Here is a 24062-nt window from a genome sequence, read left to right as displayed (position 1 = left end):
CATGAAGAAATGGGTGCATCGTCTTTGCGCGTTGATGCTGGGGCTGATCGTCTGCACGCAGTACGCGGTCGCCGACGACATCGAGATCTACACCAACCCGACAACGAATAGCGTCCGGCCGCCCGCTACCATCCTGGTGCTCGATCTCAATCTGCTCGGCGTCTGCGACAACATCATCACCAATCCTACGAACAGTCCGACCTGTCTCTCGCTGACACAGGGCAAGACCGTGAATGAACTGCTGAGCGGCCTGGGCGATCCGGTCAAGCTGCTCACGGGAACCGACAGCAGCATGTCTAACAAGGATCGCGCGCTCGCACTATGTGATCTGTATGGATTGCTGGGCATGAATTCGCCCGTGATGGCGCTACCGGGGCTCGGGTTGCTTGAGTTCCTGGTGCGACCGCTGCTGGGCGGAGTGACCACGCTTACTTGTGGAACGCTGCGTCTACTGCTTAGCATTCCCCTTCTGGGCGACATTCTCTCCACTCTACTGGGTGGCTTCGTCGGCCAGCTCCTGCAAGGGCTAACGGTGAATGTGCTCAGCAAGACACTCACTGCGTTGCCGGCTGCGACGATCGGCGTACTCGACAGCACCTTGAACGCCGTCGATAAGATTCTGATCAATCCAACCGATCTGGCCAACGTAACGGGACTGGTCAACAACATCGTCGCCAGTCTGGCGAATACACGGTTGGCCATCGTCGTGTCCCATGCGGACCGCACTTCCACGAACCAGCTGCTCGGCATGCCTAGCCAGACTGCGTCGCAATGCGCTTTTCCGGACAAGGCCGACATCCTATCGGGACCACGCCGCAATACACCTAACTGCAGCAACGGCGCCTACTTCCTTGCCGGGTTTCTGAATGTCGGTGCCAATGGGTTGGTCGAAGGTGTAATTGGAGATGTCGACAACCTCACTGGCTTGTCCCTCTCAGGCCCCCTAGACCTCGGCTCGGTGGTGGCACGCCTGCTGAAATCGGTACTGATACCCAACCTAGCGAACGACGGCCTGCTCAATCTTCCGAGCACCATCACGGGCGTTGCAACGATCACGCGCAATCTCACGGCTACGCTCGGAGACGTGTCGCTCATTCCATTGCGATTGCCGCAGATCCTGCCTCCCTTCCAAGGGAAGGAAGTCTATGTCGAGATCATGCAGTACCTCGGCGGATACGATGTCTACAATGCCCCGCTCAACGAATGGGACGTCGTGACACGGCCGCCGTTGCTCGCGGGACGCAATCGAAAAGCGGCCAACTTCCTGGGCGGCACGATCGATAACGGAAGCCAATACATTCAACCTGAACTGGCGTGCCGCACGGCGAACGTATTGACAGTGGAGCTGACACATCCACTGTACGATGGCGAATCCGATGCCCGACTCAGGGCCCCGGAACTGCTACCGAACCTGCCAGCCACCTTCACGCTTGATGACGTCATCCACGAAGCCGAGGTCAACGGCTTCCGCGACAAGAACAACCAGAAGATCAATCTCAAGACCTTGAGGCTGGTCCAGAACGTGATGGGAGGCCTGGACAATGTCGCCAACATCGGCGGCACGCTGGGGACCATTCTCTTCGACCAACTCGGAATGTTCGGCCAGGGCGGCGCGCTCGCCACCTGGGTCAAGCCCACGCTCAACGTCGATGCCTCGCTGAACACGCCGACGCTGACGGCCGATCTCACGCAGGCCTCGGTCGTGCGCCCCGAGGCTTTCTTCACGCTGTTCAAGCCTTCCGTCGACAAGACGCCGCGCTGGGACGGCAATCTCAAGAAGCTCAACGTCAAGGTCGACGGCAACAACAACTATCAGTACTACGACGCCCGCAACGCGCTCGCGATCGACAGCAGCGACGGCCGCATCAAGTCGAGCGCGGTGACCTACTGGACCAACACGGGCCTGCTCGGCTCCCTGTCCGCCGACGGACGCGCGACCGCGCTCGGCGGCGCCGGGCAGAAGATTCCGGGCTTCGCGCTCGCCGGCGGAGGCAACCCGGGGCGCGTCAACGGCGACAACCAGCGCCAGCTGTTCTTCGATCGGCTCGGAAGCTCGGGCCAGCTGTCGCTCGCCGCACTCGATGCCGACAGCCAGACCGTGCGCGACGAGCTCAAGGCCGATCTCGGCGTCACCGGCACCGCGACCGCGGACGACACCCTGCGCCGCTCGCTGCTGCTCTACGCTCGCGGCTTCGACGTCGGCACCGCCGCGACGCCGAAGGGCAGCGGGACCAGCGTGACCGGCGTGACGGGGCGGAGCTGGATGCACGGCGCGCTGCTGCATTCGCGGCCGGTGGCGATCAACTACGGCGCGCGTAGCGGCTACACGGCGGCGAGCCCGGACATCCGCGTCGTCTACGGCGCGGCCGACGGCTACCTGCGCATGGTGCGCAACAGCGACGGCGTCGAGAACTGGGGGTTCATGCCGCGCGTGGTCATGAGCCAGCAGCAGGTGCTGCGCGAGAACGTGGCGACCGCGCAGTTCCCGTATGGCGTCGACGGCGCGCCCGCGGTGCTCGTGCAGGATCGCAGCGGCAGCGGCGGGGCCGCCGACGGCAGGATCGACTCGGGCAACGCCAACGACCGCGCCTGGATGTTCTTCGGGCTGCGCCGCAGCGGACGCTACGTCTACGGCATGAACCTCACGAATCCCGACTCCCCGTCGCTGCTCTGGCGCATCGGGCCCGACGGCTTGTATCGGAGCAGCGGCCTGGTTTCGGGCTCGACATCGAACTACAGCGAGCTCGGCCTCACCTTCTCGTCGCCGCAGATCGGCCGCATGAGCGTCACCGAAGGCAGCAGCACCTCGACCAAGCCGGTGCTGATCTTCGCGGGCGGCTACAACGGTGGCCGCGACAGCAACAACAATAAGATCGGCAAGGACTACGCGCGCGGCAGCGACGGACGCGTCGGCACCGATGACAGCATGGGCAACGCGATCTACATCGTCGATGCCGAGACCGGCGAGCTGATCTGGAAGGCCAGGCAGGGCAGCTTCAGCAGCAGCACGCCGTACAACAGCGGCACCAAGACCTTCCAGCATCCGCTGCTCGTCAACAGCATTCCGGCCGACGTCACCATCGTCGACACCAACGGCGACGGCATCACCGATCGCCTCTACGTCGCCGATACCGGTGGGCGCCTGTGGCGCGCCGACTTTCCGGGCAACGATCGCAGCAAGTGGGTGCTCACGCCGCTCGCGAGCGTCGGCCGTCACAACGCCAGCACGAGCAGCGTTACCAACGACCGCCGCTTCTTCCACGCGCCGGATTACGCGCCGTATCGCACCGCCATCGTCGGCAGCTTCGACGTCGTGCTGTTCGGCTCCGGCGACCGCGAAGACCCGCTCAACACCGCCACCGAAAATTATCTCTACGCCTATCGCGACTTCCGCACCGCGAGTTCGCTGACCAAGGACGACGTCATCACCACCGAGGCCGGGCTCAAAGGACAAAGCGCGTTCGCCGATCTGACCACCGCCTGCGCCACCGCCAGCGACAGCTGCTCGAACTCGTCCGACCTCGGCACGGGCTGGAGACTGCGGCTATCGGCGAGCGGAGAGAAACTGCTGTCGCAGCCGCTCAGCACCGACGGCACGAGCTTCTTCAGCACCTATGTGCCGCCCGATGCGACCACGCAGTCCTGCGAGCCCTCCGAAGGCTCGAGCCGTCTCTACGGCATCGCGCTGAGCGACTCGCGGCCGCGTTACAACCAGTTCATGAGCGACAGCTTCGGCGACCTGCGCCAAGGCGCCGGCGTGTCGCCGGGCCTGCCGGGCGAGTTCAGCCCGCTGACCGCGAGCGCGCTGACCGCCAACGCGCAGACCATGAGCACGATCAATCCTCCCACCTACCCTTACTTCTGGCGCGAGCGGCGTGGCGACGAGGAAAAGGCGATCAGACAACCGTGAACAACATGACCACAGCAAGGACGCAAGGTGGCTTTACGATGATCGAACTGATGGTGGCGGTCGTCATCGTCGGCCTCCTGACGACGATCGCGGTGCCGTCGTACCGCAGCTATGTGCTGCGCGCGAATCGCACCGTCGCCAAGGCCGCGCTCGTGGATGCGTCCTCGCGGCTCGAGAGCTATTTCATCGTGCACAAGAGCTATACGAACGACGTCACCAAGATTCAGCTGCAACGCTATCTCAAGCGTGATGCCAGCACCTCGAGCACGCAGACGGACGCCATCTACGATCTGTCGATCAGCGTCAGCGGCAACAGCTATACGGTCAGCGCCGCACCGCTCGGCGTGCAGCTCAAGGACACCGCGTGCCAAACCTTGAGCCTGACTTCGACCGGCATTCGCTCGTCATCGGCCGGAACCGCGGACAGCTGCTGGAGCCGCTGACTCCCTAGCCGCCGCGCACCGCGCCGGTGGCCTTGCGCAAGGCCTGCGGCAGCGAGAACACGATGGTTTCCTCGCGCCCGGCGAGTTCCTTCGCCACGCTGCCGCCGAGCTCCTTGAGTCGGCCGACGACCTGCTGCACGAGCACTTCGGGCGCGCTCGCACCGGCCGTCACGCCGACGCGCTGCTTGCCGCTCATCCATTCGGGCTGGATGTCATCGGGGCCGTCGATGAGCCAGGCCGGCGTGCCGCGGCTTTCGGCGAGTTCGCGCAGGCGATTCGAGTTGGAGCTGTTGCGCGAACCGACCACGAGCAGCACGTCGCATTGCGCGGCGAGATCCTTGACCGAATCCTGGCGGTTCTGCGTGGCGTAGCAGATGTCGTCCTTGCGCGGCCCGCTGATCATCGGAAAGCGCGCACGCAGCGCGTCGATGACGCGCGCAGTGTCGTCCATCGACAGCGTGGTCTGGGTCACATAGGCCATGTGCCCGGGCTTCTGGATCGGCAGCGTCTGCACGTCGTCAGGCGTCTCGACCAGGTGGATGCGCCCACCTTGCGATTCGTCGAACTGGCCCATCGTGCCCTCGACTTCCGGATGCCCGGCATGGCCGATCAGCACCACTTCGCGGCCTTCGCGCGAATAGCGTTTGACCTCGATGTGCACCTTGGTCACGAGCGGACAGGTGGCGTCGAACACCGTGAGCTTGCGCGCGCTCGCGTCCTGGCGAACCTGCTGCGAGACACCATGCGCGGAGAAGATACAGACCGCGCCTTCGGGCACCTGATCGACTTCCTCGACGAACACCGCGCCCTTGTTGCGCAGGCTTTCGACGACGAAGCGGTTGTGCACGACTTCATGCCGCACATAGATCGGCGCACCGAGCTGTTCGAGCGCGCGCTCGACGATTTCGATGGCCCGATCGACGCCGGCACAGAAACCACGAGGATTGGCGAGCAGAATTTCCACGGCTGTATCCTCAATAAGGCTTAGCTGTCGGCCGCAGGTGGCTGCGGCTCCGGCTTCTTGCGAAACATTTCGAGCAGCATGTCGAGCACCATGAAGCCGGCGCCCACGCTGATCGCGGTATCGGCGATGTTGAAGGCCGCGAAGTGCCAGCCGCCGACGTAGAAATCGATGAAGTCGACGACGTAACCGCGCGTCACGCGATCGATCACGTTGCCGAGCGCGCCGCCCATGATCAGCGACAGCGCCACCGCGACGAGCGTCTGCCCGCGCGGATTGCGGCGCAGCCAGATCAGGATGCCCACGCTGACGACGACGCCGATGGTCACGAACACGAGCGGCGACGAATCGCTGAACATCGAGAACGCGGCGCCGGTGTTGTGCATGCGCTTGAGGTTCAGATGCGGCAGCAGTGGAATCTCGTCGAACAGCTGCATGTTCTTGGCGACGAGCTGCTTGCTGACCTGATCGAGCAGCAGCGTCAGCACCGTGAGCCAGAGCCAATAGACGTTGCGGAACTGGAAAGTCACGAGGCGGCACTCAAATGACGTGACGGCTTTCGCCGTCGCCGAACACGTTGCTCACGCAGCGTCCGCACAGCGTCGGATGCTCGGCGTCGGCGCCGACATCGGCGACCTGATGCCAGCAGCGTTCGCACTTCTCGTACGGCGAGGCCTGCGCCTGCAGCGCGAGCTTGTCTCCATTCTCGAGCGTCACCGTCGCCGCGCCCGCGGGCGCATCGGCGAACGGACGCACGCTCGCACCGGACGTGATGAACCAGAAACGCAGCTCGTCGCCGGGCTTGGCGAGCGTCTGCGCGAGCTCGCCATCGGCATAGAGCTGCACGCTCGCATTGAGGCCGGAGCCGATCGTGCCGGCCGCACGCAGCTCCTCGAGCTGCTTCTTGACCGCTTCGCGCGCGGCGGCGAGACGCGTCCAGTCGATGCCGTCGTTCGACAGATCGACGCCCGGCAGCTCGTAGAACTGCTGAGCGAAGATCGACTGCGAGCGATCGCCCGGCAGCAGCTGCCATATCTCATCGGCCGTGAACGACAGCACCGGCGCGATCCAGCGCACCATCGCCTCGGCGATATGCAGCAGCGCGGTCTGCGCGCTGCGCCGCGCGAGGCTCTTCGGCGCCGTCGTGTAGAGGCGATCCTTAAGCACGTCGAGATACAGGCCGCCGAGATCGACGACGCAGTAGTTGTGCAGCTTCTGGTAGACCTGATGGAACTGCTGCACCGCGTAGGCATCGCGGATTTCATCCTGCAGCCTCGCCGCCTGCGCGATCGCCCAGCGGTCCATCGCGAGCATCTCGCCCGGTGCGACCAGATCGCTCGTCACGTCGAAGCCATGCAGGTTGCCGAGCAGGTAGCGCACGGTGTTGCGGATGCGGCGATACGCATCGGCCATGCGCTTGAGCAGGTTGTCGCTGATCGCGATTTCGCCGCTGTAATCGCTGGCCGAAACCCACAGGCGCAGCACGTCGGCACCGAGCGTTTTGAGCACCTGCTGAGGCGCGACGACGTTGCCGAGCGACTTGCTCATCTTGCGGCCCTGCTCGTCGACCGTGAAACCGTGCGTGAGCACGGCCTTGTACGGCGAAGCACCACGCGTGGCGACGCAGTTGAGCAGCGAGGAATGGAACCAGCCGCGATGCTGGTCCGAGCCTTCGAGATACATGTCGGCCTGCGGCGCGAGGCCGTCGGCACCGATCGCGCCCGGATTGGTCGATTTGAACGAGCACTGGAATGCGCTGCCCGAGTCGAACCAGACGTCGAGCGTGTCCGGGCACTTGTCGTACTGCTCGGCCTCGCCCGCCGGCAGCCAGTCGGCCACGGTCGAGCCGAACCAGGCTTCGAGCCCGCCGGTTTCGATCGCGTCGGCCACCTTGCGCAGCAGCTCGCCGGACTTCGGATGCTTTTCCTGCGTCTGCTTGTGCACGAACAGCGACAGCGGCACGCCCCAGGTGCGCTGGCGCGAGATGCACCAGTCGGGACGATCCGCGACCATGCCGTGAATGCGATCGCGGCCCCAGCCCGGAATCCAGCGCGTCTGGTCGATCGCTTCGAGCGCCGCGCCGCGCAGGCCGGCGACGTCCATCGCGATGAACCACTGCGGCGTCGCGCGGAAGATCAGCGGCGTCTTGTGGCGCCAGCAATGCGGATAGCTGTGCGTGATGCTCGTGGCATGCACGAGCGCGTTCGCCTCGCGCAGCGCGGCGAGAATCGGCTCTTCGGCCTTGCGCACGTGCTGGCCTTCGACGACCGGCGTGCCGACGACGAACTTGCCGTCGGACCCCACCGGATTGTTGACCGGCAAACCGTAGCGCTGGCCGACGATGTAGTCGTCGACGCCATGCGCCGGCGCGGTGTGCACGAGGCCCGTGCCCGCATCGAGCGTGACGTGCTCGCCGGTGATCAGCGGAACCTGGCGATTCACGAACGGATGCTGCGCGCGCAGGCCTTCGAGTGCGCTGCCCTTCGCAACGCCGAGCGCCTCGAACCGGCTCGCGCCGTAACGCTGCGCGAGCGGACCGACGAGCTGCTCGGCGACGACCAGCGCGCTGCTCTGGCCTTCGAAGCGCACGAGCGCGTAATCGATGTCCGCGCCGAGGCTGATGCCCTGGTTCGCCGGCAAGGTCCACGGCGTGGTCGTCCAGATCACGAAGCCGATCGATTCGACGCCCGATGCCTTGAAACGCTTCGCCGTCTCCGCGACATCGACGGCGGCGAATGCGACGTCGATCGCGGTCGACTGCTTGTCCTGATATTCGACTTCGGCCTCGGCGAGCGACGATCCGCAATCGAGGCACCAGTGCACCGGCTTGAAACCGCGCACGACGTGGCCGTTGTCGACGATGCGCGCCAGCACGCGCAGCTGCTCGGCCTCGTAGGCCGGTTGCATCGTCAGATAGGGCTTTTCCCAGTCCGCGAGAATGCCCAGGCGCTTGAAATCGGCGCGCTGGCGTTCGACCTGCTCGAGCGCGTATTCGCGGCACTTGGCGCGGAACGCGGCCGCATCGAGTTTCTCGCCGACCTTGCCGAACTTCTTCTCCACCTGCAGCTCGATCGGCAGGCCGTGGCAATCCCAGCCCGGCACGAACGGCGCGTGATGGCCGGCCAGACGCGCGCTCTTGACGACGATGTCCTTGAGCACCTTGTTGACCGCATGGCCGATGTGGATGTCGCCGTTCGCATACGGCGGGCCATCGACGAAGTGATACGCGGGCAGCTCCGCGGTGGCGGCGCTGATCTGCGCGTAGAGACCCTGCGCTTCCCAGCGCGCGAGCCAGTCCGGCTCACGCTTGGCGAGGTTGGCCTGCATCGGAAACGCGGTTTCCGGCAGGTTGACGGTGGTCTTGTATTCGGCCCCGGCTTGGGTCGTGTCTTTTGTCGCGTCGTTCACGGTGGTCACTTCAAGAAAATCGGGATAAGGCGCTGGCCGCCAGTCTCAGGCGGCGGCGCTCAGAATTCGGCGGGCGTCTTCGGCATCCTGCTGCATGCGGGCGGCCAGTTCGGCCAGCGAATCGAACTTCAGCTCCGGCCGCAGCCAGGCGCGGAATTCGACGACCATCTCCTCGCCGTAGATGTCGCCGCAGTCGCCGAACAGATGGGTTTCGAGCAGGCAGCGCGTGGTGCCGATGGTCGGGCGCACGCCGATGCTCGCGACGCCGTCCCACCAGCGTCCGCGCACCTTGCCGCGCACCGCGTAGACGCCGTGGCGCAAGGCCAGCGGACGATGCAGGTCGATGTTCGCGGTGGGCATGTCGAGCGTGCGGCCGAGCTGCAAGCCGTGGCGCACGCGGCCGAGGAGCGCATAGCGGCGACCGAGCAGGCGCTCGACGCGCTCGAAGTCCGGCTCGGCGAGCGCCTCGCGCAAGGCCGTCGAGCTGCTGCGTTCGCCGCCGACGAGCACCTGGCTGACGACGTGCACCTCGTGGCCGTGGCGGCTGCGCAGCACGGTTTCGTCGCCTTCGCGCTTCTGGCCGAAGCGGAAGTCGTAGCCGACGACGATGGCCGCGACGCCGAGCCGGCGCACCAGGTATTCGTCGACGAAATCGCCGGCCGGGCATTTGGAGAGTTCACCCGAAAAGCGCGCGATCACGGCCCGATCGAGCCCGCTCGCCGCCAGGCCCGCGAGCTTGCTGCGGAAAGTCGTCACGCGCGGCGGGGCCTTGTCGCCCTGGAAGAATTCGCGCGGCGATGGCTCGAAGGTCAGCGCCGTGGCGGGCAGCCCGAAGCGCTGCGACAGCTCCTGCGTCTTGCGCACGAGCGCCAGATGCCCCAGGTGCATGCCGTCGAAATTGCCGATGGTCAGCACACAGCCGCGATGCTCGTCACGCAGATTGTGAAAGCCGCGGATCAGCTCCATGGGACGTCGGGCAGGCCGGAATAAGGAAGGGTCGAAATTATACCGCCCCGCCGCGCCGCCCCATCAGCAGATGCCGCGGACGCAGGCCCATGAGCGCGAGGCTGCCGAAGTAGGCGAGCCCACAGGCCGCCACCGTCGCCGACAGGCGCAGCACGCGGCCGGTCACCGGCAAGGCCATCCAGTCGGCCCGCGCGCCGGCCCAGGCGACCAGTGCCATCAGCGCGGTAGCGACGAACAGCTGCGTGCCGAAGCGCATCCAGCCAGCCGAAGGCGCGTAGATGCCATCGCGGCGCAGCCGGCAATACAGCAGCGTCGAATTGACCCAGGCCGTCAGCGAGGTCGACAGCGCCAGGCCCACGTGCGCGCCCTCGACGCCGAGCCGGCGCGAGACCAGGAAAGTCGTCAGGCTCAGCGCCATGCCGCAGAACAGGCCGATGGTCGCGAAGCGCACGGGCAGCCTGGTCTCCTGGCGCGCGTAGAAGCCCGGCACGAGCACCTTCACGAGCGCGAAGCCCATGAAGCCGAAGCCGTAGGCCCAGACGGTCCAGGTCGTCATGAGCACGTCGTGCTCGCCGAACCGGCCGTGGCCGAACAGGGTCGCGGTCAGCGGCCCGCCGAGCACGATCAGGCCCGCGGCCGACGGCAGGCCGAGCAGCAGCATCGTGCGCAGGCCCCAGTCGAGCGTCGCCGAAAACTGCTCGGGCGAGCGATCGGTGTGCCTGGCCGACAGCGCCGGCAGGATCACGGTGCCGACCGCGATCGCGAAGATGCCGGTCGGGAATTCCATCAGGCGGCTGCCGAAATTGAGCCAGCTCACCGCGCCGTCGGCGATCAGCGTCGCCAGGCTCGTGTTGAGCAGCAGGCTCACCTGCGCCACCGACGAGCCGATCACCACCGGCAGCATCAGGCCGGCGATGCGCTTCACGCGCGCATCGCGCAGCGAAAAGCGCGGAGCCGGCAGCAGCCGCAGCCGCGCCAGCGACGGCAGCTGCGACAGCAGCTGCAGCACGCCGGCCAGGAACACCGCATAGGCCAGCACCATGACCGAATCGGCCGAAATCCAGGCCGAGCCGATGATGCAGAGGTTCAGGATCACCGGGGCCGCGGCCGGCACCGCGAAGCGCCCGTAGCTGTTCAGGATGCTGCCCGCCATCGAGGTCAGCGAAATGAACATCAGATAAGGAAAGGTCCAGCGCAGCAGATCGGCCCCGAGCGCCTCCTGCGCCGGGTCGGAACGAAAGCCCGGCGCGAAAGCCCAGACCAGCAGCGGGGCCGCGAGGCAGCCGATCAGGGTCACCAGCGCGAGCACCCCGCCGAGCGTGCCCATGACCACCGCGGCCAGATCGCGCACGTTCTCGTGCGCCTGGCTCTTGTGCGTCTCGGTGAAGACCGGCACGAAGGCCTGCGAGAACGCGCCTTCGGCGAAAATGCGCCGGCCCAGGTTGGGCAGCATCAGCGCGACGAAGAAGGCGTCGAGCAGCGGTCCGGCGCCGAAGGCCCGGGCGAGCGTGATTTCGCGAACCAGGCCGAGCACGCGCGAGGCGAGCGTCAGGCCGCTGACGATACTCGTGGATTTGAGCAGGGATCGGGACATGCGAGGCCGTCTGGACGAGCTTTTCGGCCGTCGGGAAGATTGACAACCAGGGGGTCGATCACAATACTAGCGCCCCTTCGATTTGTCGCCTCATTTTTGGAGTTTCACTTTGGCCAACACCGCTAGCGCCCGCAAGCGCGCACGTCAGTCCGAGAAAGCCCGTGCCCGCAATGCGAGCCAGCGCTCGATGATCCGCACCTACGTCAAGAAGGTCGTCAAGGCCCTCGACGCCAAGGACAAGACCGCTGCCGAAGCCGCCTACAAGGAAATGGTGCCGGTTCTCGATCGCTACGCCGATCGCGGCATGATCCACAAGAACAAGGCCGCTCGCCACAAGAGCCGCCTGCTCGCGCACCTCAAGGCACTCGCCTGATCTGACGCAGCTTTGTTGAAAGTGGTACGACGCGGGCCTCAAGGCCCGCGTTTTCGTTTGTCCAGCGTCCGCAAAACCCGCGCTCAGAAGCGCGTATACAGGGCGAATTGCACGACGTGGTTGAGCGTGTCGTTGACGCGGCCGTTGATGTACTGGTTCAGATAGCCGAGTTCGAGATCGATCTGCTTGCTGAGCCGGAAGCCGCCCGCCAGATACGCGCGGTTCTGGTCGAAGAAGGCGCCGTTCACCGCGTCGCGATGCTGCAGGTTGAAGAAGGCTTCGTTCTGCAGGCCGATGAACGGCCCGTGCGTGAATGCGCCTTCCGAGTGAGCGACCGGAATCACCGCGCGCGCGAGGTAGCGCAGGCGCTGTGCGAAGCGCCGGTCACCGCCCGAAGCCTGCTCGATGAATCGCTGCTCCAGGCGTAAGCGATGCGTGAGCGGCACCAAGCCGAGCTGCTGCACGTGGATGTACTGCTGCCAGATGCGATGCTCGACCAGATCGTGGCCCGGCGCATTCAAGGTGCCGTTCCACAGATAGCCGACCGTGAAGTTGCTGTGCGAATTGATGAAGTACGTGAGCCCGGGCCTGAACATCAGGTTCTGCGTGTCGGCCCAGTTGTCGCCCGAGCGAATCTGCACGTCGCTCAGCGAACCCCAGTGCTCGCTGAACTTGAAGCTGCCGTTCCAGGCGGCCCAGCCGGATTGCTGCGTGATGGTTTCGGCCGCAGCCTGCGAGGAGATCAGCAGGCCGGCGAGCAGCAGGAGCGTCTTTTTCATCCTTGGATCTTTGATTCGATGCAGCGGCAGCGAAGTGCCGGAGCGTCCAAGGATACGTCGCTTTGATCGCGACGTTCGCCTTTTACAACTAAACGAGAACCAGGTTGTCGCGATGCACGAGCTCGGGCTCGCCCGGATAGCCGAGCCGCTGCGCGAGTTCCTCGCGCCTGGCCCCGAGTATGCGCAGCGCTTCGACGTGCCCGTAATTGACGAGTCCGCGCGCGATCTCACGCCCGTCCGGAGCCAGGCAGGCGACCAGATCACCGCGATCGAACTGCCCTTCGACGCGCTTCACACCGACCGGCAGCAGGCTCTTGCCCTGCGCGCGCAGCACCTGCGCAGCGCCCTCGTCGAGATGCAGTTGGCCGCGAACCTGCAGCTGCCCGGCGATCCAGCGCTTGCGCGCCGCCATCACCGTCTGCGCGGGCTTGAGCAGGCTGCCGATGCTCTGCCCGCGCGCGATCTGCAGCAGCGCCTCGGGCGCGCGCCCGTGCGCGATCACCGTCGCCGCCCCGCTACGCGCCGCGATGTTGGCCGCCGACAGCTTGGTGCGCATGCCGCCGCGACCGAGCACGCCCTTGCTGTCGCCGGCCATCGCCGCGAGCTGCGGCTCGGCGAGCGAGGCTTCGGAAACCAGCTTGGCGTCCGGGTTGTTGCGCGGATCGGAATCGAACAGGCCGTCCTGGTCGGTCAGGATCACGAGCAGATCGGCCTCGATCAGATTGGCCGTCATCGCCCCGAGCGTGTCGTTGTCGCCGAGACGGATTTCGTCGGTCGAAACGGTGTCGTTCTCGTTGACGACCGGTACCACGCCGAATTCGAGCAGGGTCGTCAGCGTGCTGCGTGAATTGAGATAGCGGCCGCGATCGGCCACGTCCTCATGCGTCAGCAGGATCTGCGCCGCGCGCAGGCCGTGCGCCTCGAAGCCGAGTTCCCAGGCGCGCACGAGGCCCATCTGCCCGACCGCGGCAGTGGCCTGCAGCTCGTGCAGGATGCTCGGGCGCTTCTTGAGACCCAGCCGCGCCATGCCTTCGGCGACCGCGCCCGAGGACACCAGCACGATCTGCCGGTCTTCGGCGCGCAATGCGGCGATCTGCGCGCACCAGTCGGCGATGGCTTCGCGGTCCAGCCCCTGGCCCTTGGCGGTCACCAGCGAGCTGCCGATCTTGATCACCCAGCGCTTGGCGCGGGTCAGGGTTTGACGGTCCATGCAGTCTTTACTGGTTGTCGTCGTCTTCGTCGGACAGCTGCTGCTCGTGCGGCGGACGCTCCGGCATCACATCCGGCTCGTCCTCGGGCTCGTCCTCGATCACCGGCGCATGCGCCTCGACCCAGGCCATCGCCTCGCGCGCGAGCACGTCGCAGCCCTCGCGCGTGGCCGCCGAGATCGCGAACCAGCGGCCCTGCCAGCCGAGTTCGGCGAGCGTCCTGTCGATGAGTTCCTGACGCTCTACGGGTGCGAGCACGTCGATCTTGTTGAAGCACAGCCACTGCTCGCGGCCCGACAGCTCTTCGCTGAACTCGGCGAGCTCGGCGTTGATCACGCGAATGTTCTCGGCGATGTCGCTGCCATCGGGCGGCATCACGTCGACCATGTGCAGCAGCAGTCGCGTGCGCTGCAGGTGCTTGAGGAAGCGGATGCCGAGGCCGGCACCGTCGGCCGCACCCTCGATGAGTCCCGGCACGTCGACCATCACGAACGAGCGATGCTCGCCGACCGCGACCACGCCGGGCTGCGGATACAGTGTCGTGAACGGATAGTCCGCGATCTTCGGCCGCGCGGCCGACACCGACGACAACAGCGTCGACTTGCCCGCATTCGGCATGCCGAGCAGGCCGACGTCGGCCATCAGCGACAACTCGAGCCGCAGTTCGCGCTGCTCGCCCGGCGAACCCGGCGTCGACTTGCGCGGCGCCCGGTTGGTGCTCGACTTGAAGCGCTTGTTGCCGAGCCCGTGGAAGCCGCCCTGCGCGATCTTGATGCGGCTGCCGCGACGCGTGAGTTCGCCGATCAGTTCCTCGGTCGAGGTGTCGTAGATCAGCGTGCCGAGCGGCATCGGAATTTCGAGATCGGCGCCCCCGTGCCCGGTGCATTCCGAGGTCTGGCCGTTCTCGCCGCGCTCGGCGCGGAACACGCGCGTGAAGCGGAAATCGGCCAGCGAGTTGAGGTTGTAATCGGCCACCGCGTAGACGCTGCCGCCGTCGCCGCCGTCACCGCCGTCCGGGCCACCGAACGGAATCGCGCGCTCGCGCCGAAAGCTCACGCAGCCGTTGCCGCCATCACCGGCGTAAACCTCGATGAGCGCTTCGTCGACGAATTTCATTGCAATGCTCCGACCACAAAAAAGCCCCGTCAGAACGGGGCTTTTTGCACCTTGCGTGGCGCCGGGCTTTAAGCCGCGACGACGTCCACGTAGGTGCGGTTCTTCGGGCCACGGGCGACGAAGGCCACCTTGCCATCGACCTTGGCGAAGATCGTGTGATCCTTGCCGATGCCGGTGCCGGTGCCCGCGTGATACTGCGTGCCGCGCTGGCGGATGATGATGTTGCCTGCGATGACGGCCTGGCCACCGAACAGCTTCACGCCAAGACGCTTGGACTTGGAATCGCGACCGTTGCGGGTACTACCGCCTGCTTTTTTATGTGCCATGACTGTGCTCCGGAATCTTGAGTCTGGACTTAGGCCGTGATGCCGGTGATCTTCACTTCCGTGAAGTTCTGGCGATGGCCCTGTTCCTTGTGATAGTGCTTGCGGCGACGGTGCTTGATGATGCGGATCTTGTCGCCACGGCCGTGACGGACCACTTCAGCGGTCACGACACCACCCGAAACGAACGGAGCGCCGACCTTGACGCTTTCGCCTTCGCCGACCAGGAGCACCTGTTCGAAGGAGATGGTCGCGCCGACTTCGGCAACCAGGCTTTCCACTTTGAGCTGTTCGCCAGCGGCAACGCGATACTGCTTGCCTCCGGTCTTGATGACGGCGTACATCGGCTGCTCCAAAAGACGTTTCCGAGCGGTGGCAGCAGACTTTGGAAGTCGGGGGCTGCCGTAGGGAGGCGGGATTCTAGTGACCGGGCCTCCAATCGTCAATGCTTTTGTCACAACCGAGCCGGCTGGTCCGAAGCCAGCCGACGACCGGGCTCCGCTGCTGCTTTCTAAGCCGAAAACGAGCCGGCGGATACATGCCGCAGGGCGAGCTTGAGCCGGCCGAGGCACTGGTCGAGCCGGCGCGAGCCCAGCGGCACCCGTGTCATCTCGTCGGTGATGTCCTTCAAGTGGGCCCAGTGCATCGGCAGCGCCTCGTCGGAGGTCATCGCGTCGATCACGCCCGCGTCGACACAGGCTTCGGTGCGCACGACGATTTCATCGATGTAGTGACGGCGCTTCTCTGCGCTGCCGTGCTCGAGGCAGCGATCGATCAGATCGACCAGCGCGCCGGCATTGACGCCACGGCCAGGCTGGCCCTCCCTGCGAATCGGATGCAGGCCGATGGCGATCGGAAGGTCGGAGTGGGTGCTTTCGCGCAGGGTGGTCATGGCGTCGCCTCGGCAGGATCGTCCACCTCCATACGCAAAAGCGGTGCCTGCGTCGGGAGCCGCGCGCGCGGTCGGTGCTCAGACCCTGGCGATTTTTTCGGCAGCCTGGCCAGGCCGGCATTCTGCTGGCCGGCTTCGCGCCCCAGTGCAAAACGCCCCGGGCTCAACGCGCCGGATGATGCCGGCGCAGAAAGTCGGTGACGCCCTGGTTGAAGGCGTCGTTCCGGTCGCCCGCGACCATGTGCCCGGCCCCCGGGACATCGAACACTTCGAGCGACGGCAGGTAGCGACGGAATTCCTCGATGCCGGCCTCCGACACGATGTCGCTCTGCAGGCCGCGCACGACCAGGGTCGGCTCGCGAACCCGCGCCGCGGCTTCGAGCAGGCGCTCGGTGACGATCGGCGGCTCGGGCGGGTACATGCTCAGGAAGCGCGGATCCCAGTGCCAGTGCAGCCGGCCGTCCTCGCGCAGGCGCAGGTTCTTCATGAGCCCGGAGATGTCGCGCGGACGCGGACGATGCGGGTTGTAGGCGGCGACCGCGTCGGCCGCTTCCTCGAGATTGGCGAAGCCTTCGGGCCTGGCACGCATGAAGGCCATGATCTTGGCGCCGCCGGCCGCCTCCACGCGCGGCACCACGTCGACGAGGATCAGCGCGCTAGCGATGCGCCGATCGCTGGTGCCGACCGCATGGAGCGAAGTGATGCCGCCCATCGAGGCGCCGACGAGCGCCGGCGGGTTCGGCAGCGTGGCGATCACCGCCTGGAGGTCGTCGGAAAGCAGTTCAACAGAATAGACGCCGTCGGGCGACCAGTCGCTGTCGCCATGGCCGCGCGCATCGAGATTGATGACGTGATAGCCCTGGGCGACGAGCTCACGCATCGCGCCATGCCAGGAATGCCGGGTCTGGCCGCCGCCGTGGGTCAGGATGACAGCCGGGTGGCGCGGGTCGCCGCCGACATCGGCTGTGACCGCGATGCCGCCCGGGACGGGGTAGCGGCGCACTTCGAAGGCGGCGCCGGAGCGGGTCTTGTCGTTCATCCGTCCATAGTAGCGCGGCGGCCGTGCGCGCCGACCACAGAGGCCGACGCCTACTCTGCGGACGCTTGCCTGCCGACTACTTCATGTAGTCGAACAGGCTGAGCCCCTGAACCTTCAGATAGCTCTGCTGCGCGGCCTGCAGCGCGGTCTCGGTCTGCGACAGCCGCGCCGCGGTTTCGACGTAATCGGCCTCACGCAAGCCGGCCAGCCGCTCCTGCAGCTGCGTCGAGCGCGTCTCGAGCTGCGCTTCGGCGTCTTCGATCGCGTTGAGCCTTGCACCGACGCCACCCCGCACGTTGCCGAGATGGTCGATCGCGGTATCGAGCGACTTGAGCGCATTGAACATGCGCGTCTGGTCCTGCGTGCGCTGCGCCGGACTGCGGCCGCCGCTCGAGACCAGATCGACGAGGTTCTGCACGGTGCTGAAGATGTCCTGCTGCTGGCTGGCCCCGAGCGTGAATTCGTCGCCATCGGACGGATCGCCGACGAGCGTGATCGAAGCGCCGCGAAACTGGATCGCCACCTGCGATTCATAACGGCCGCTGGCCACGACACCGTCGTTCGCATCGAGCACGCTGTACTGGCCGTCTTCGATGCGCAGGCGATAGCTTGTGCCGTCCCACTGGCTCGCATCGGTGAAGTGCACGTCCTGCACGCTCGCGAGGCCCTTGTTCGTAGCCGACGCACCGACCGCGAGCCGGCCGTCGCCCGACGGCAACGCCATGAACACGTCCTGCCCGTTGTCGCTCAGCGCGACATTGCGGTTGGAGCCGATCGGCAGCGAAGCGCTCAGCGTGTCGCCCTGGTAGCGCACGCCGCTCGCGGTGCGCTCGAAAGGCCGGCTGTCGCTGCGGCTGCCCGAGAACAGGTAGACGCCCTGCCCGTCGCGCGTATTCGCCTGCGCCACGAGTTCGGTCAGCCGCTCCTTCATCTCCTTGGCGATCGAGGCGCGATCGGAATCGCTCAGCGTGTCCGAGTTGGCCTGCAAGGCGAGCTGGCGCACGCGATCGAGCGTGGAGACCGAACTCGCGAGCGTGGTTTCCTCGAGCGACAGCCGGTCGCTGGCCGAGCCGATGTTGCTCTTCCAGCGGCCGAGGTCCGCGAGCGCCTTTTCGATGTTGAGCGACTGACCCGCGGCGACCGGATCTTCACCCGCGCGCTGGAAGCGCGCGCCGGTCGCGAGCTGCGTCTGCACTTTGGACAGCGCCTGCATCTGCGCCTGCATGACCGCGATGCCCTGCTCCGCCATGCCCGCGCTGGTGACCCGAATGCTCATCGTCTACTCCCTTATCGCCGCACCGCGGCCAGCAGCGAGTCGAACAGCGTGTTCGCCATCGACACCACCTGCGCGGCGGCTTGGTAAGCCTGCTGATAGCGCATCAGATCGGCCGCTTCCTCGTCGAGGTTCACGCCGGACAGCGAATCGCGCTCGCTCTGCAGCTGCGAGCGCAGCGTGGTCTGCGCATCGAGCTGTACGCTCGCCTGCGCCGCCTGCGAGCCGACTTTCGACACCAGCGCGCTGTTCGCGCCAGACAGGCTCAGGCGACCGCCGTCGAGCAGGCCGAGGTCGGCGATCGCTGCGAGCGCAACCGCGTTGCCGTTGTCGCCCGAACTACCGTCGCTGCGGCTCAGCGAAAACGTATCGCCGCTCGCGGGCGTTCCGCTGATCCGCACGCGCAGGCCGTTGAACTCGATCGCGCCACCCGAGGTGTACGCGTAGTCGCCGCTGCCGTTGATCGTGAAGCGACCGGCCGAGGTGAAGGCGATCGTCGCGTTGTCGAGCAAGGCAGCGTTGCTCGCATCGAGCACTTCGGGCGCGCCGATCGTCGCGACACCCGTGTTGCTGGCGCCGACGCTAGTGCGCACGGGGCTCGAAGCCGCGAGCCGCGCCGGATCGCTGATCGCGAGCTTGAGTTGGCCGGCCGCGCTGTGCGTAGGCTGCACGAGGAAGCGATCACCGGCATTCGCGCTGCCGCTCAAGCTCAGGCTCAGGCCGCCACCGACGAGCGGATCGTCGGCCGTGCCGCTGCCGCTCAGCGCGATCGAAGCGCCGCTGCTCACACTGCTCATGTTCCAGCGCGCGCCGTCGTAGCTCAGCACGTAATCCTGAGCGCCCGCGGTGTCGACGTCGCTCAAGGCGGCGGCCACTTTCGCATTGCCTGTGTTGGCGCTCGCGGCGCTCACCGTGCCGGTCGGCATCGTGAACAGATCGCCGCCCATCTGGCCGTACTGATCCATGCCTTCGGCATGCTGCGCGTTGACCGCAGCCGCGAAGGCCGCCGCCATGCTGCCGAGCCGCGCCATCGCCGGATCGAGCACTTCGCGACGATAGTCGAGCAGGCCGCCGATAACGCCGCCCGAGACCTGGTTGCTGACCGACACCGGAGCGCCGCCGCCGCTGCTCAGCATGAGTTCGCGCGGACGGCCGAATTCGTCGTTCGCGACGCTCAACGTGGAAGCCTGGCTGCCGAGCACGAGCGACTGCCCGCTGCCGAGCGAAATGTTGATCGAGCCGTCGTCGGCCGTGCTCGTCTCGATGCCGACCTGCTCGGCGATCTTGCGCACGAGCTGATCGCGCTGATCGAGCAGCTCGTTCGGCGTCTGGCCCGGATTCGTCGTCGCCGCTTCGCCGATGCGCTGATTGAGCGTCGCGACCTGCCTGGCGAGCGAATTGATCGTCGACGTCGCATCGACCAGACGCGCATCGACGTCGCGATCGCTCGTATTGAAATTGGCCTGCAGATCGTTGAAGCGCGACGCCATCGTCTGCGCGCCCTGCAATACCACCTGGCGCGAAGCTGTCGACGAGGAACTCGCTGCGAGGCTGTTGATCGCGTCGAAGAAATTTTCGAGCGGTTTCGACAGGCCCGTGGTCGAACCCGATAGCCAGCCATCGGTCTGCGCGGCCTGCGACGACAAGGTGGAGATGCGCGAATGACTGCTGTCCTGCGCGATGAGCCGCTGCGTGACGAGCTGATCGCCGAGTCGCGCGATGCTGCGCACGCTGACGCCGGCCGCGGTCGTGCCGAGCGTGCTCGATTGCAGCTCGATGCGCTGGCGCGTGTAGCCCGCGGTGTTCGCGTTGGCGACGTTCTGGCCGGTGACGTTGAGCGCCGCGCGATATGCCATCAGCGCGGAGGAACCAATGCCCAGCAGATCGGAGCTCATGTGTTCTCCTAGACGCTGTAGAGACGCGGCTTGCCACGCGTCAGCGCCGCGCTCATGTCGCGGCTGTTGGCGACGTCGACGATCTTGCGCGCGTAAGCCGGGTCGGTCGCATAGCCGGCTTTCTGCAGGCCCTGCGCGAAGTCGCCGACGCTGTCCTTGCGCAGGGCTTCGACATAGCGCGGATTGCGGCTCAGGAACTTGACGTAATCGTCGAAGGTTTCGGACAGCGAGCCGTAGGCGCGGAAGCGCGCGGACTCGTCGCGGAACTCACCATCGACGTATTCCTGGGTTCCTGTTTCGACGGTCTTGCCACTCCAATTCGAACCGGCCTTGATGCCGAACAGATTGAGCGTCGGCCGGCCGTCAGTGTCGCGCGGAATGCGGCGTCCCCAGCCGGTCTCGAGCACGGCCTGGGCCATGATCGCGCGCGTCGGAACGCCGAGCGCCTGCGCGGCTTTTTCGGCGTGCGGACGGATCGCATCGAGAAAACTGTCGGCATCGCCGGGCGTCCATTCGCTGGCACCGACTTCGCCGGGTTCATCGATTGCGGCTCGCTTCGCCGTCTTCGAATACGCCGCGATCGAGCTTGCGGAATTCACCGAGGCGGAAGCCGCGCCCGCTGCATCTGAAGACTGCGCAAGCTGCTTCACGAGCAGATCGGCAAGGCCCATGCCCTTGCCGCTAGCAAGCGTCGTCGACAGCTGCTGATCGTAAAGGCTCGTATAGAAATCACCCTGCGCGCCGAGCGTGGAATCGCCCGGCAGCGCGTCGCGCATGCTCTTGAGCATCATCTGCGTGAACAGCGCCTCGAACTGCTGCGCCGCCTGCTTGAGCGCAGCCGGATCGTTCTGCTTGGCGGCCGCGCGCAGGCCCGCGTACTGCGAGAAATCGAGCGCGTTGAGCTGCTGTGCAGACAAGGGTTGGGCGGACATGGCGACGCGCCCTCAGATGACCACGAGCTCGGCGCGCAGCGCGCCGGCCTGCTTGAGCGCTTCGAGGATCGCGACGAGATCGCCCGGCGCAGCGCCGATCTGGTTCACCGCGCGCACGATGTCGTCGAGGTTCACGCCCGAGGCGAACTTGAACATCGTTCCGCCGGACTGCGTCACTTCGATCGCCGACTGCGGAACGACGACGGTCTGCCCGTCCGAGAACGCGGCCGGCTGGCTCACGATGGGACGCTCGGCGATCGTCACCGACAAGCTGCCGTGCGCGACCGCGGCGGGTCTCACGGTGACGAGGCTGCTGATGACGACGGTGCCCGTGCGCGAATTGACGATCACGCGCGCCGGCGCATCGCCGGGGCTCACGTCGATGGCTTCGAGCGTAGCCATGAACAGCACGCGCTGGTTCGAGTCACTCGGTGCCTGTACCGACACCGTCACCGCGTCGAGCGCGCGTGCGACCGGCGAATGCAACGCCGCGTTGATGCCGTCGGCGAGTCGCGCGGCGGTGGTGAAATCCGGCGTGTGCAGGTTCAGCAGCAGATCGCCGGCGCCATCGAAAGCGCCCGGCACCGCGCGTTCCACCGAAGCGCCGTTCGGAATGCGGCCGGCGCTCGGCACGTTGACGCTGACGCGCGAACCGTCCTTGCCCGAAACGCCGAGCCCGCCGACGACGACGTTGCCCTGCGCGATCGCGTAGACCTGACCGTCCGCGCCTTTCAGCGGCGCCATCAGCAGCGCGCCACCGCGCAGCGAGCCCGAGTTGCCGATCGAGGCGACGGTGACATCGATCATCTGCCCGGGCTTGGAGAACGGCGGGAGTTCGGCCGACAACGCAACGGCCGCGACGTTCTTGAGCTGCGGATTGACGTTGGGCGGGACCGTCACGCCGAGCTGCTGCAGCATGCTCTTGAGGCTTTGCACCGTGAACGGAGCCTGCGTGGTCTGGTCGCCGGTGCCGTCGAGGCCGACGACGAGGCCATAGCCGACAAGATGGTTCGTGCGCACGCCCTGCACGCTCGCCAGATCCTTGACGCGCTCGGCGTGGGCGGCGTTCAGTGCGCTCGCGGCGAGCAGCGCGGACAACAGCGACGACTTGAAAGCTTTGCGTAGCATTCGGGCGCTCCTCAGAACGGCATCCAGGGCGACGAGAAGAAGCGCGCGAGCCAGCCCTGCGCATTCGAGTCGGCGAGCGCTCCGCGGCCCGCATAGGTCACGCGCGCGTTGGCGACGCGATCCGACGACACCGTGTTGGCGGTGCTGATGTCGGCCGCGCGCACCAGGCCTTCGAGCTTGACGACTTCGGAGCCCTGGTTGAGCTGCAACTGCTTCTCGCCGCGCACGAGCAGATTGCCGTTGGCGTAGCGCTGCACCACGGTCACGGTGACGCTGCCCGACAGCGAATTGCTCTGGCTCGTGTCGCCCTTGCCAGCGAAGCTGCGATCGCCATTGAAGCCGACGCCGTAGGTCAGATCCTTGCCGAAGGCGCTGATGTCGCCGAGCGAGACATCCTGCTTCTTGCTCGTGCTCGTCGCCGCCGATTTCTTCGCCTGCGTGCTCTCGACGAGCACCACGGTCAGCACGTCGCCGACGTTGCGCGCCTTGTTGTCCTCGAACAGCGCGAGCCCGCCGCCGCTCGAATAGATAGCGCCCGCTTCGGCGCTCGCCAGCGGCAGCGTCGGCGCGGAGGCTTCGACGACCGGACGGCTCGCGCTCGCGGCGCAGCCGGCCAGCGAGGCGGCGACCGCGGTCAGAATGAAGGCACGCATGGCCACGCTCATCCCTCAAAGATTGCTGGTGATGAACTGCAGCATCTGGTCGGTCGTCGAGATCGCCTTCGAGTTCATTTCGTAGGCGCGCTGCGTCTCGATCATGCTGACCATTTCCTCGACGACGTTGACGTTCGAGGATTCCAGCGAGCCCTGCGCGAGCGAGCCGATGCCGTTGAGCCCGGGCGTGCCGGTCTGCGGCGAACCGCTCGCCGCGGTCTCCGCATAGAGATTGTCCCCGCGCGGCTGCAGGCCGGCCGGGTTGATGAAATCGGCCAGCGTCAGCGTGCCGACCTGCTGCGGCGTCGACTGCCCGGCGAGCGTCACCGAGACGATGCCGTCGGCCGAAATGCTGACGTCCTGCGCGCCCTGCGGAATCTGCAGGCCCGGCTGCAGCGGAAAGCCCTGGTCGTTGACGATCTGGCCCTGGCTGTCGAGCTGGAAGCTGCCGTCGCGCGAATAGGCCATGGTGCCGTCGGGCATCAGGATCTGGAAGAAGCCGCGGCCGTTGATCGCCACGTCGAGCGAGTTGTTGGTCTGCAGCAGGTTGCCCTGCGCGAACATCTTCTCGGTGGCCCCGATGCGCACGCCGGTGCCGATCGACAGGCCCGACGGCAGCTGCGTCTGCGTGCTGCTCTGGGCGCCGGCGGTCTGCACGTTCTGGTACAGCAGGTCTTCGAAATTCGCGCGGCCGCGCTTGAAACCCGTCGTATTGACGTTGGCGAGGTTGTTGGACACCACGGCCATGCGCGTCTGCTGCGCATCGAGACCGGTCTTGGCGACCCAGAGGGCTGAGTTCATGTGCTGGCTCCGCACGCCGGAGAGTCGGCGTTTGGCCTGCCAGTACAAGTCCTGGGCCAGGGGGTGTGCGGGAGGGCGTGTCAAAAAGACGGCGGCGGACTTGAGGGGTCTGCCGGCCTACCGGGGCACAGCTGTGCGCTGGGAGCTTTCAACCTCGCCGGTCGGGGCCTGATTTCTTGGCTTGTGCATCGGCGCGAAGTCATCTGCGCTGCTCGCATGCTTGGGGCGTCACCATGGATCAATGAATCAGAAGCGAAGCTGCGGCCGCTGTTGATTGCCCCCTCTCCCGCTTGCGGGAGAGGGGAAGCTCGGAGAGGGAGCTCACGTTGCGGATGACCCCTCTCTCCCCGCCTCCGGCGGGACTCTCT

At 66.3% G+C, this 24062-nt stretch carries 21 protein-coding genes; 3 read left to right on the top strand and 18 right to left on the bottom strand.

Features of this window, described 5'->3' with window-relative positions:
- Position 1 precedes the first annotated feature (1 nt).
- Both AC3WUM_RS09090 and AC3WUM_RS09085 read left to right on the top strand, forming a co-directional pair.
- Positions 2-3910, top strand: a complete 3909-nt coding sequence (locus AC3WUM_RS09090) for a pilus assembly protein (RefSeq protein WP_492409907.1) — start codon at positions 2-4, stop codon at positions 3908-3910.
- A 5-nt stretch (positions 3911-3915) separates the two neighbouring features.
- Positions 3916-4353, top strand: coding sequence for a type IV pilin protein (locus tag AC3WUM_RS09085; protein WP_492409906.1), 438 nt, complete (start codon positions 3916-3918; stop codon positions 4351-4353).
- Positions 4354-4357: 4 nt separating this feature from the next.
- Here AC3WUM_RS09085 and ispH read toward each other — a convergent pair whose 3' ends face one another.
- The 5 genes from ispH to murJ all read right to left on the bottom strand — a co-directional run bounded on the left by ispH (position 4358) and on the right by murJ (position 11282).
- Positions 4358-5317, bottom strand: a complete 960-nt coding sequence (gene ispH / locus AC3WUM_RS09080) for a 4-hydroxy-3-methylbut-2-enyl diphosphate reductase (protein ID WP_492409905.1) — start codon at positions 5315-5317, stop codon at positions 4358-4360.
- A gap of 20 nt (positions 5318-5337) precedes the next feature.
- On the bottom strand, positions 5338-5844 hold the full coding sequence (gene lspA / locus AC3WUM_RS09075; protein ID WP_492409904.1) for a signal peptidase II: 507 nt from the start codon (positions 5842-5844) through the stop codon (positions 5338-5340).
- 10 nt (positions 5845-5854) lie between these two features.
- Complete coding sequence (gene ileS / locus AC3WUM_RS09070) at positions 5855-8641, bottom strand: isoleucine--tRNA ligase (RefSeq protein ID WP_492410001.1); 2787 nt, start codon at positions 8639-8641, stop codon at positions 5855-5857.
- Positions 8642-8767: 126 nt separating this feature from the next.
- A complete protein-coding gene (ribF, locus tag AC3WUM_RS09065; protein WP_492409903.1) occupies positions 8768-9688 on the bottom strand; it encodes a bifunctional riboflavin kinase/FAD synthetase in 921 nt (306 codons plus the stop codon).
- 37 nt (positions 9689-9725) lie between these two features.
- Positions 9726-11282, bottom strand: coding sequence for a murein biosynthesis integral membrane protein MurJ (gene murJ, locus AC3WUM_RS09060; protein ID WP_492409902.1), 1557 nt, complete (start codon positions 11280-11282; stop codon positions 9726-9728).
- A gap of 109 nt (positions 11283-11391) precedes the next feature.
- Here murJ and rpsT point away from each other — a divergent pair, with 109 nt between their 5' ends.
- Positions 11392-11655 (top strand): 30S ribosomal protein S20, encoded by a 264-nt coding sequence (gene rpsT / locus AC3WUM_RS09055; protein WP_492409901.1) that lies wholly within the window; start codon positions 11392-11394, stop codon positions 11653-11655.
- An 83-nt stretch (positions 11656-11738) separates the two neighbouring features.
- Here rpsT and AC3WUM_RS09050 read toward each other — a convergent pair whose 3' ends face one another.
- From AC3WUM_RS09050 to flgG, 13 genes are all read right to left on the bottom strand, one after another.
- Positions 11739-12434 (bottom strand): DUF2490 domain-containing protein, encoded by a 696-nt coding sequence (locus AC3WUM_RS09050; protein ID WP_492409900.1) that lies wholly within the window; start codon positions 12432-12434, stop codon positions 11739-11741.
- 88 nt (positions 12435-12522) lie between these two features.
- Positions 12523-13644 (bottom strand): glutamate 5-kinase, encoded by a 1122-nt coding sequence (gene proB, locus AC3WUM_RS09045; RefSeq protein ID WP_492409899.1) that lies wholly within the window; start codon positions 13642-13644, stop codon positions 12523-12525.
- Positions 13645-13651: 7 nt separating this feature from the next.
- Positions 13652-14758, bottom strand: coding sequence for an Obg family GTPase CgtA (gene cgtA / locus AC3WUM_RS09040; protein ID WP_492409898.1), 1107 nt, complete (start codon positions 14756-14758; stop codon positions 13652-13654).
- A gap of 68 nt (positions 14759-14826) precedes the next feature.
- Complete coding sequence (gene rpmA / locus AC3WUM_RS09035) at positions 14827-15084, bottom strand: 50S ribosomal protein L27 (RefSeq protein ID WP_492409897.1); 258 nt, start codon at positions 15082-15084, stop codon at positions 14827-14829.
- Positions 15085-15113: 29 nt separating this feature from the next.
- A complete protein-coding gene (rplU, locus tag AC3WUM_RS09030; RefSeq protein ID WP_492409896.1) occupies positions 15114-15425 on the bottom strand; it encodes a 50S ribosomal protein L21 in 312 nt (103 codons plus the stop codon).
- Positions 15426-15592: 167 nt separating this feature from the next.
- Positions 15593-15973 carry a hypothetical protein gene (locus AC3WUM_RS09025; RefSeq protein ID WP_492409895.1) on the bottom strand — a complete coding sequence of 127 codons (381 nt, stop codon included), beginning with the start codon at positions 15971-15973 and terminating at the stop codon, positions 15593-15595.
- A gap of 163 nt (positions 15974-16136) precedes the next feature.
- Complete coding sequence (locus AC3WUM_RS09020) at positions 16137-17012, bottom strand: alpha/beta fold hydrolase (RefSeq protein ID WP_492409894.1); 876 nt, start codon at positions 17010-17012, stop codon at positions 16137-16139.
- Positions 17013-17088: 76 nt separating this feature from the next.
- Entirely contained in the window at positions 17089-18288 is a 1200-nt protein-coding gene (gene flgL / locus AC3WUM_RS09015; protein WP_492409893.1) for a flagellar hook-associated protein FlgL, read from the bottom strand.
- Between the two features lie 11 nt (positions 18289-18299).
- The gene (flgK, locus tag AC3WUM_RS09010; RefSeq protein ID WP_492409891.1) at positions 18300-20180 is read right to left on the bottom strand and encodes a flagellar hook-associated protein FlgK; all 1881 of its coding nucleotides are present in this window, start codon (positions 20178-20180) and stop codon (positions 18300-18302) included.
- Between the two features lie 8 nt (positions 20181-20188).
- Positions 20189-21112, bottom strand: coding sequence for a flagellar assembly peptidoglycan hydrolase FlgJ (gene flgJ / locus AC3WUM_RS09005; RefSeq protein ID WP_492409890.1), 924 nt, complete (start codon positions 21110-21112; stop codon positions 20189-20191).
- Positions 21113-21124: 12 nt separating this feature from the next.
- The gene (locus AC3WUM_RS09000; RefSeq protein ID WP_492409889.1) at positions 21125-22240 is read right to left on the bottom strand and encodes a flagellar basal body P-ring protein FlgI; all 1116 of its coding nucleotides are present in this window, start codon (positions 22238-22240) and stop codon (positions 21125-21127) included.
- A gap of 11 nt (positions 22241-22251) precedes the next feature.
- Positions 22252-22893, bottom strand: a complete 642-nt coding sequence (gene flgH / locus AC3WUM_RS08995) for a flagellar basal body L-ring protein FlgH (protein WP_492409888.1) — start codon at positions 22891-22893, stop codon at positions 22252-22254.
- Between the two features lie 15 nt (positions 22894-22908).
- Complete coding sequence (flgG, locus tag AC3WUM_RS08990; RefSeq protein WP_492409887.1) at positions 22909-23694, bottom strand: flagellar basal-body rod protein FlgG; 786 nt, start codon at positions 23692-23694, stop codon at positions 22909-22911.
- Between the last annotated feature and the right edge of the window lie 368 nt (positions 23695-24062).

The sequence above is a fragment of the Hydrocarboniphaga sp. FW305-C-57 genome, assembly GCF_058783045.1.
Note: the sequence above shows the minus strand (reverse complement) of the source record. Positions and strands in the feature narration are given on the sequence as shown.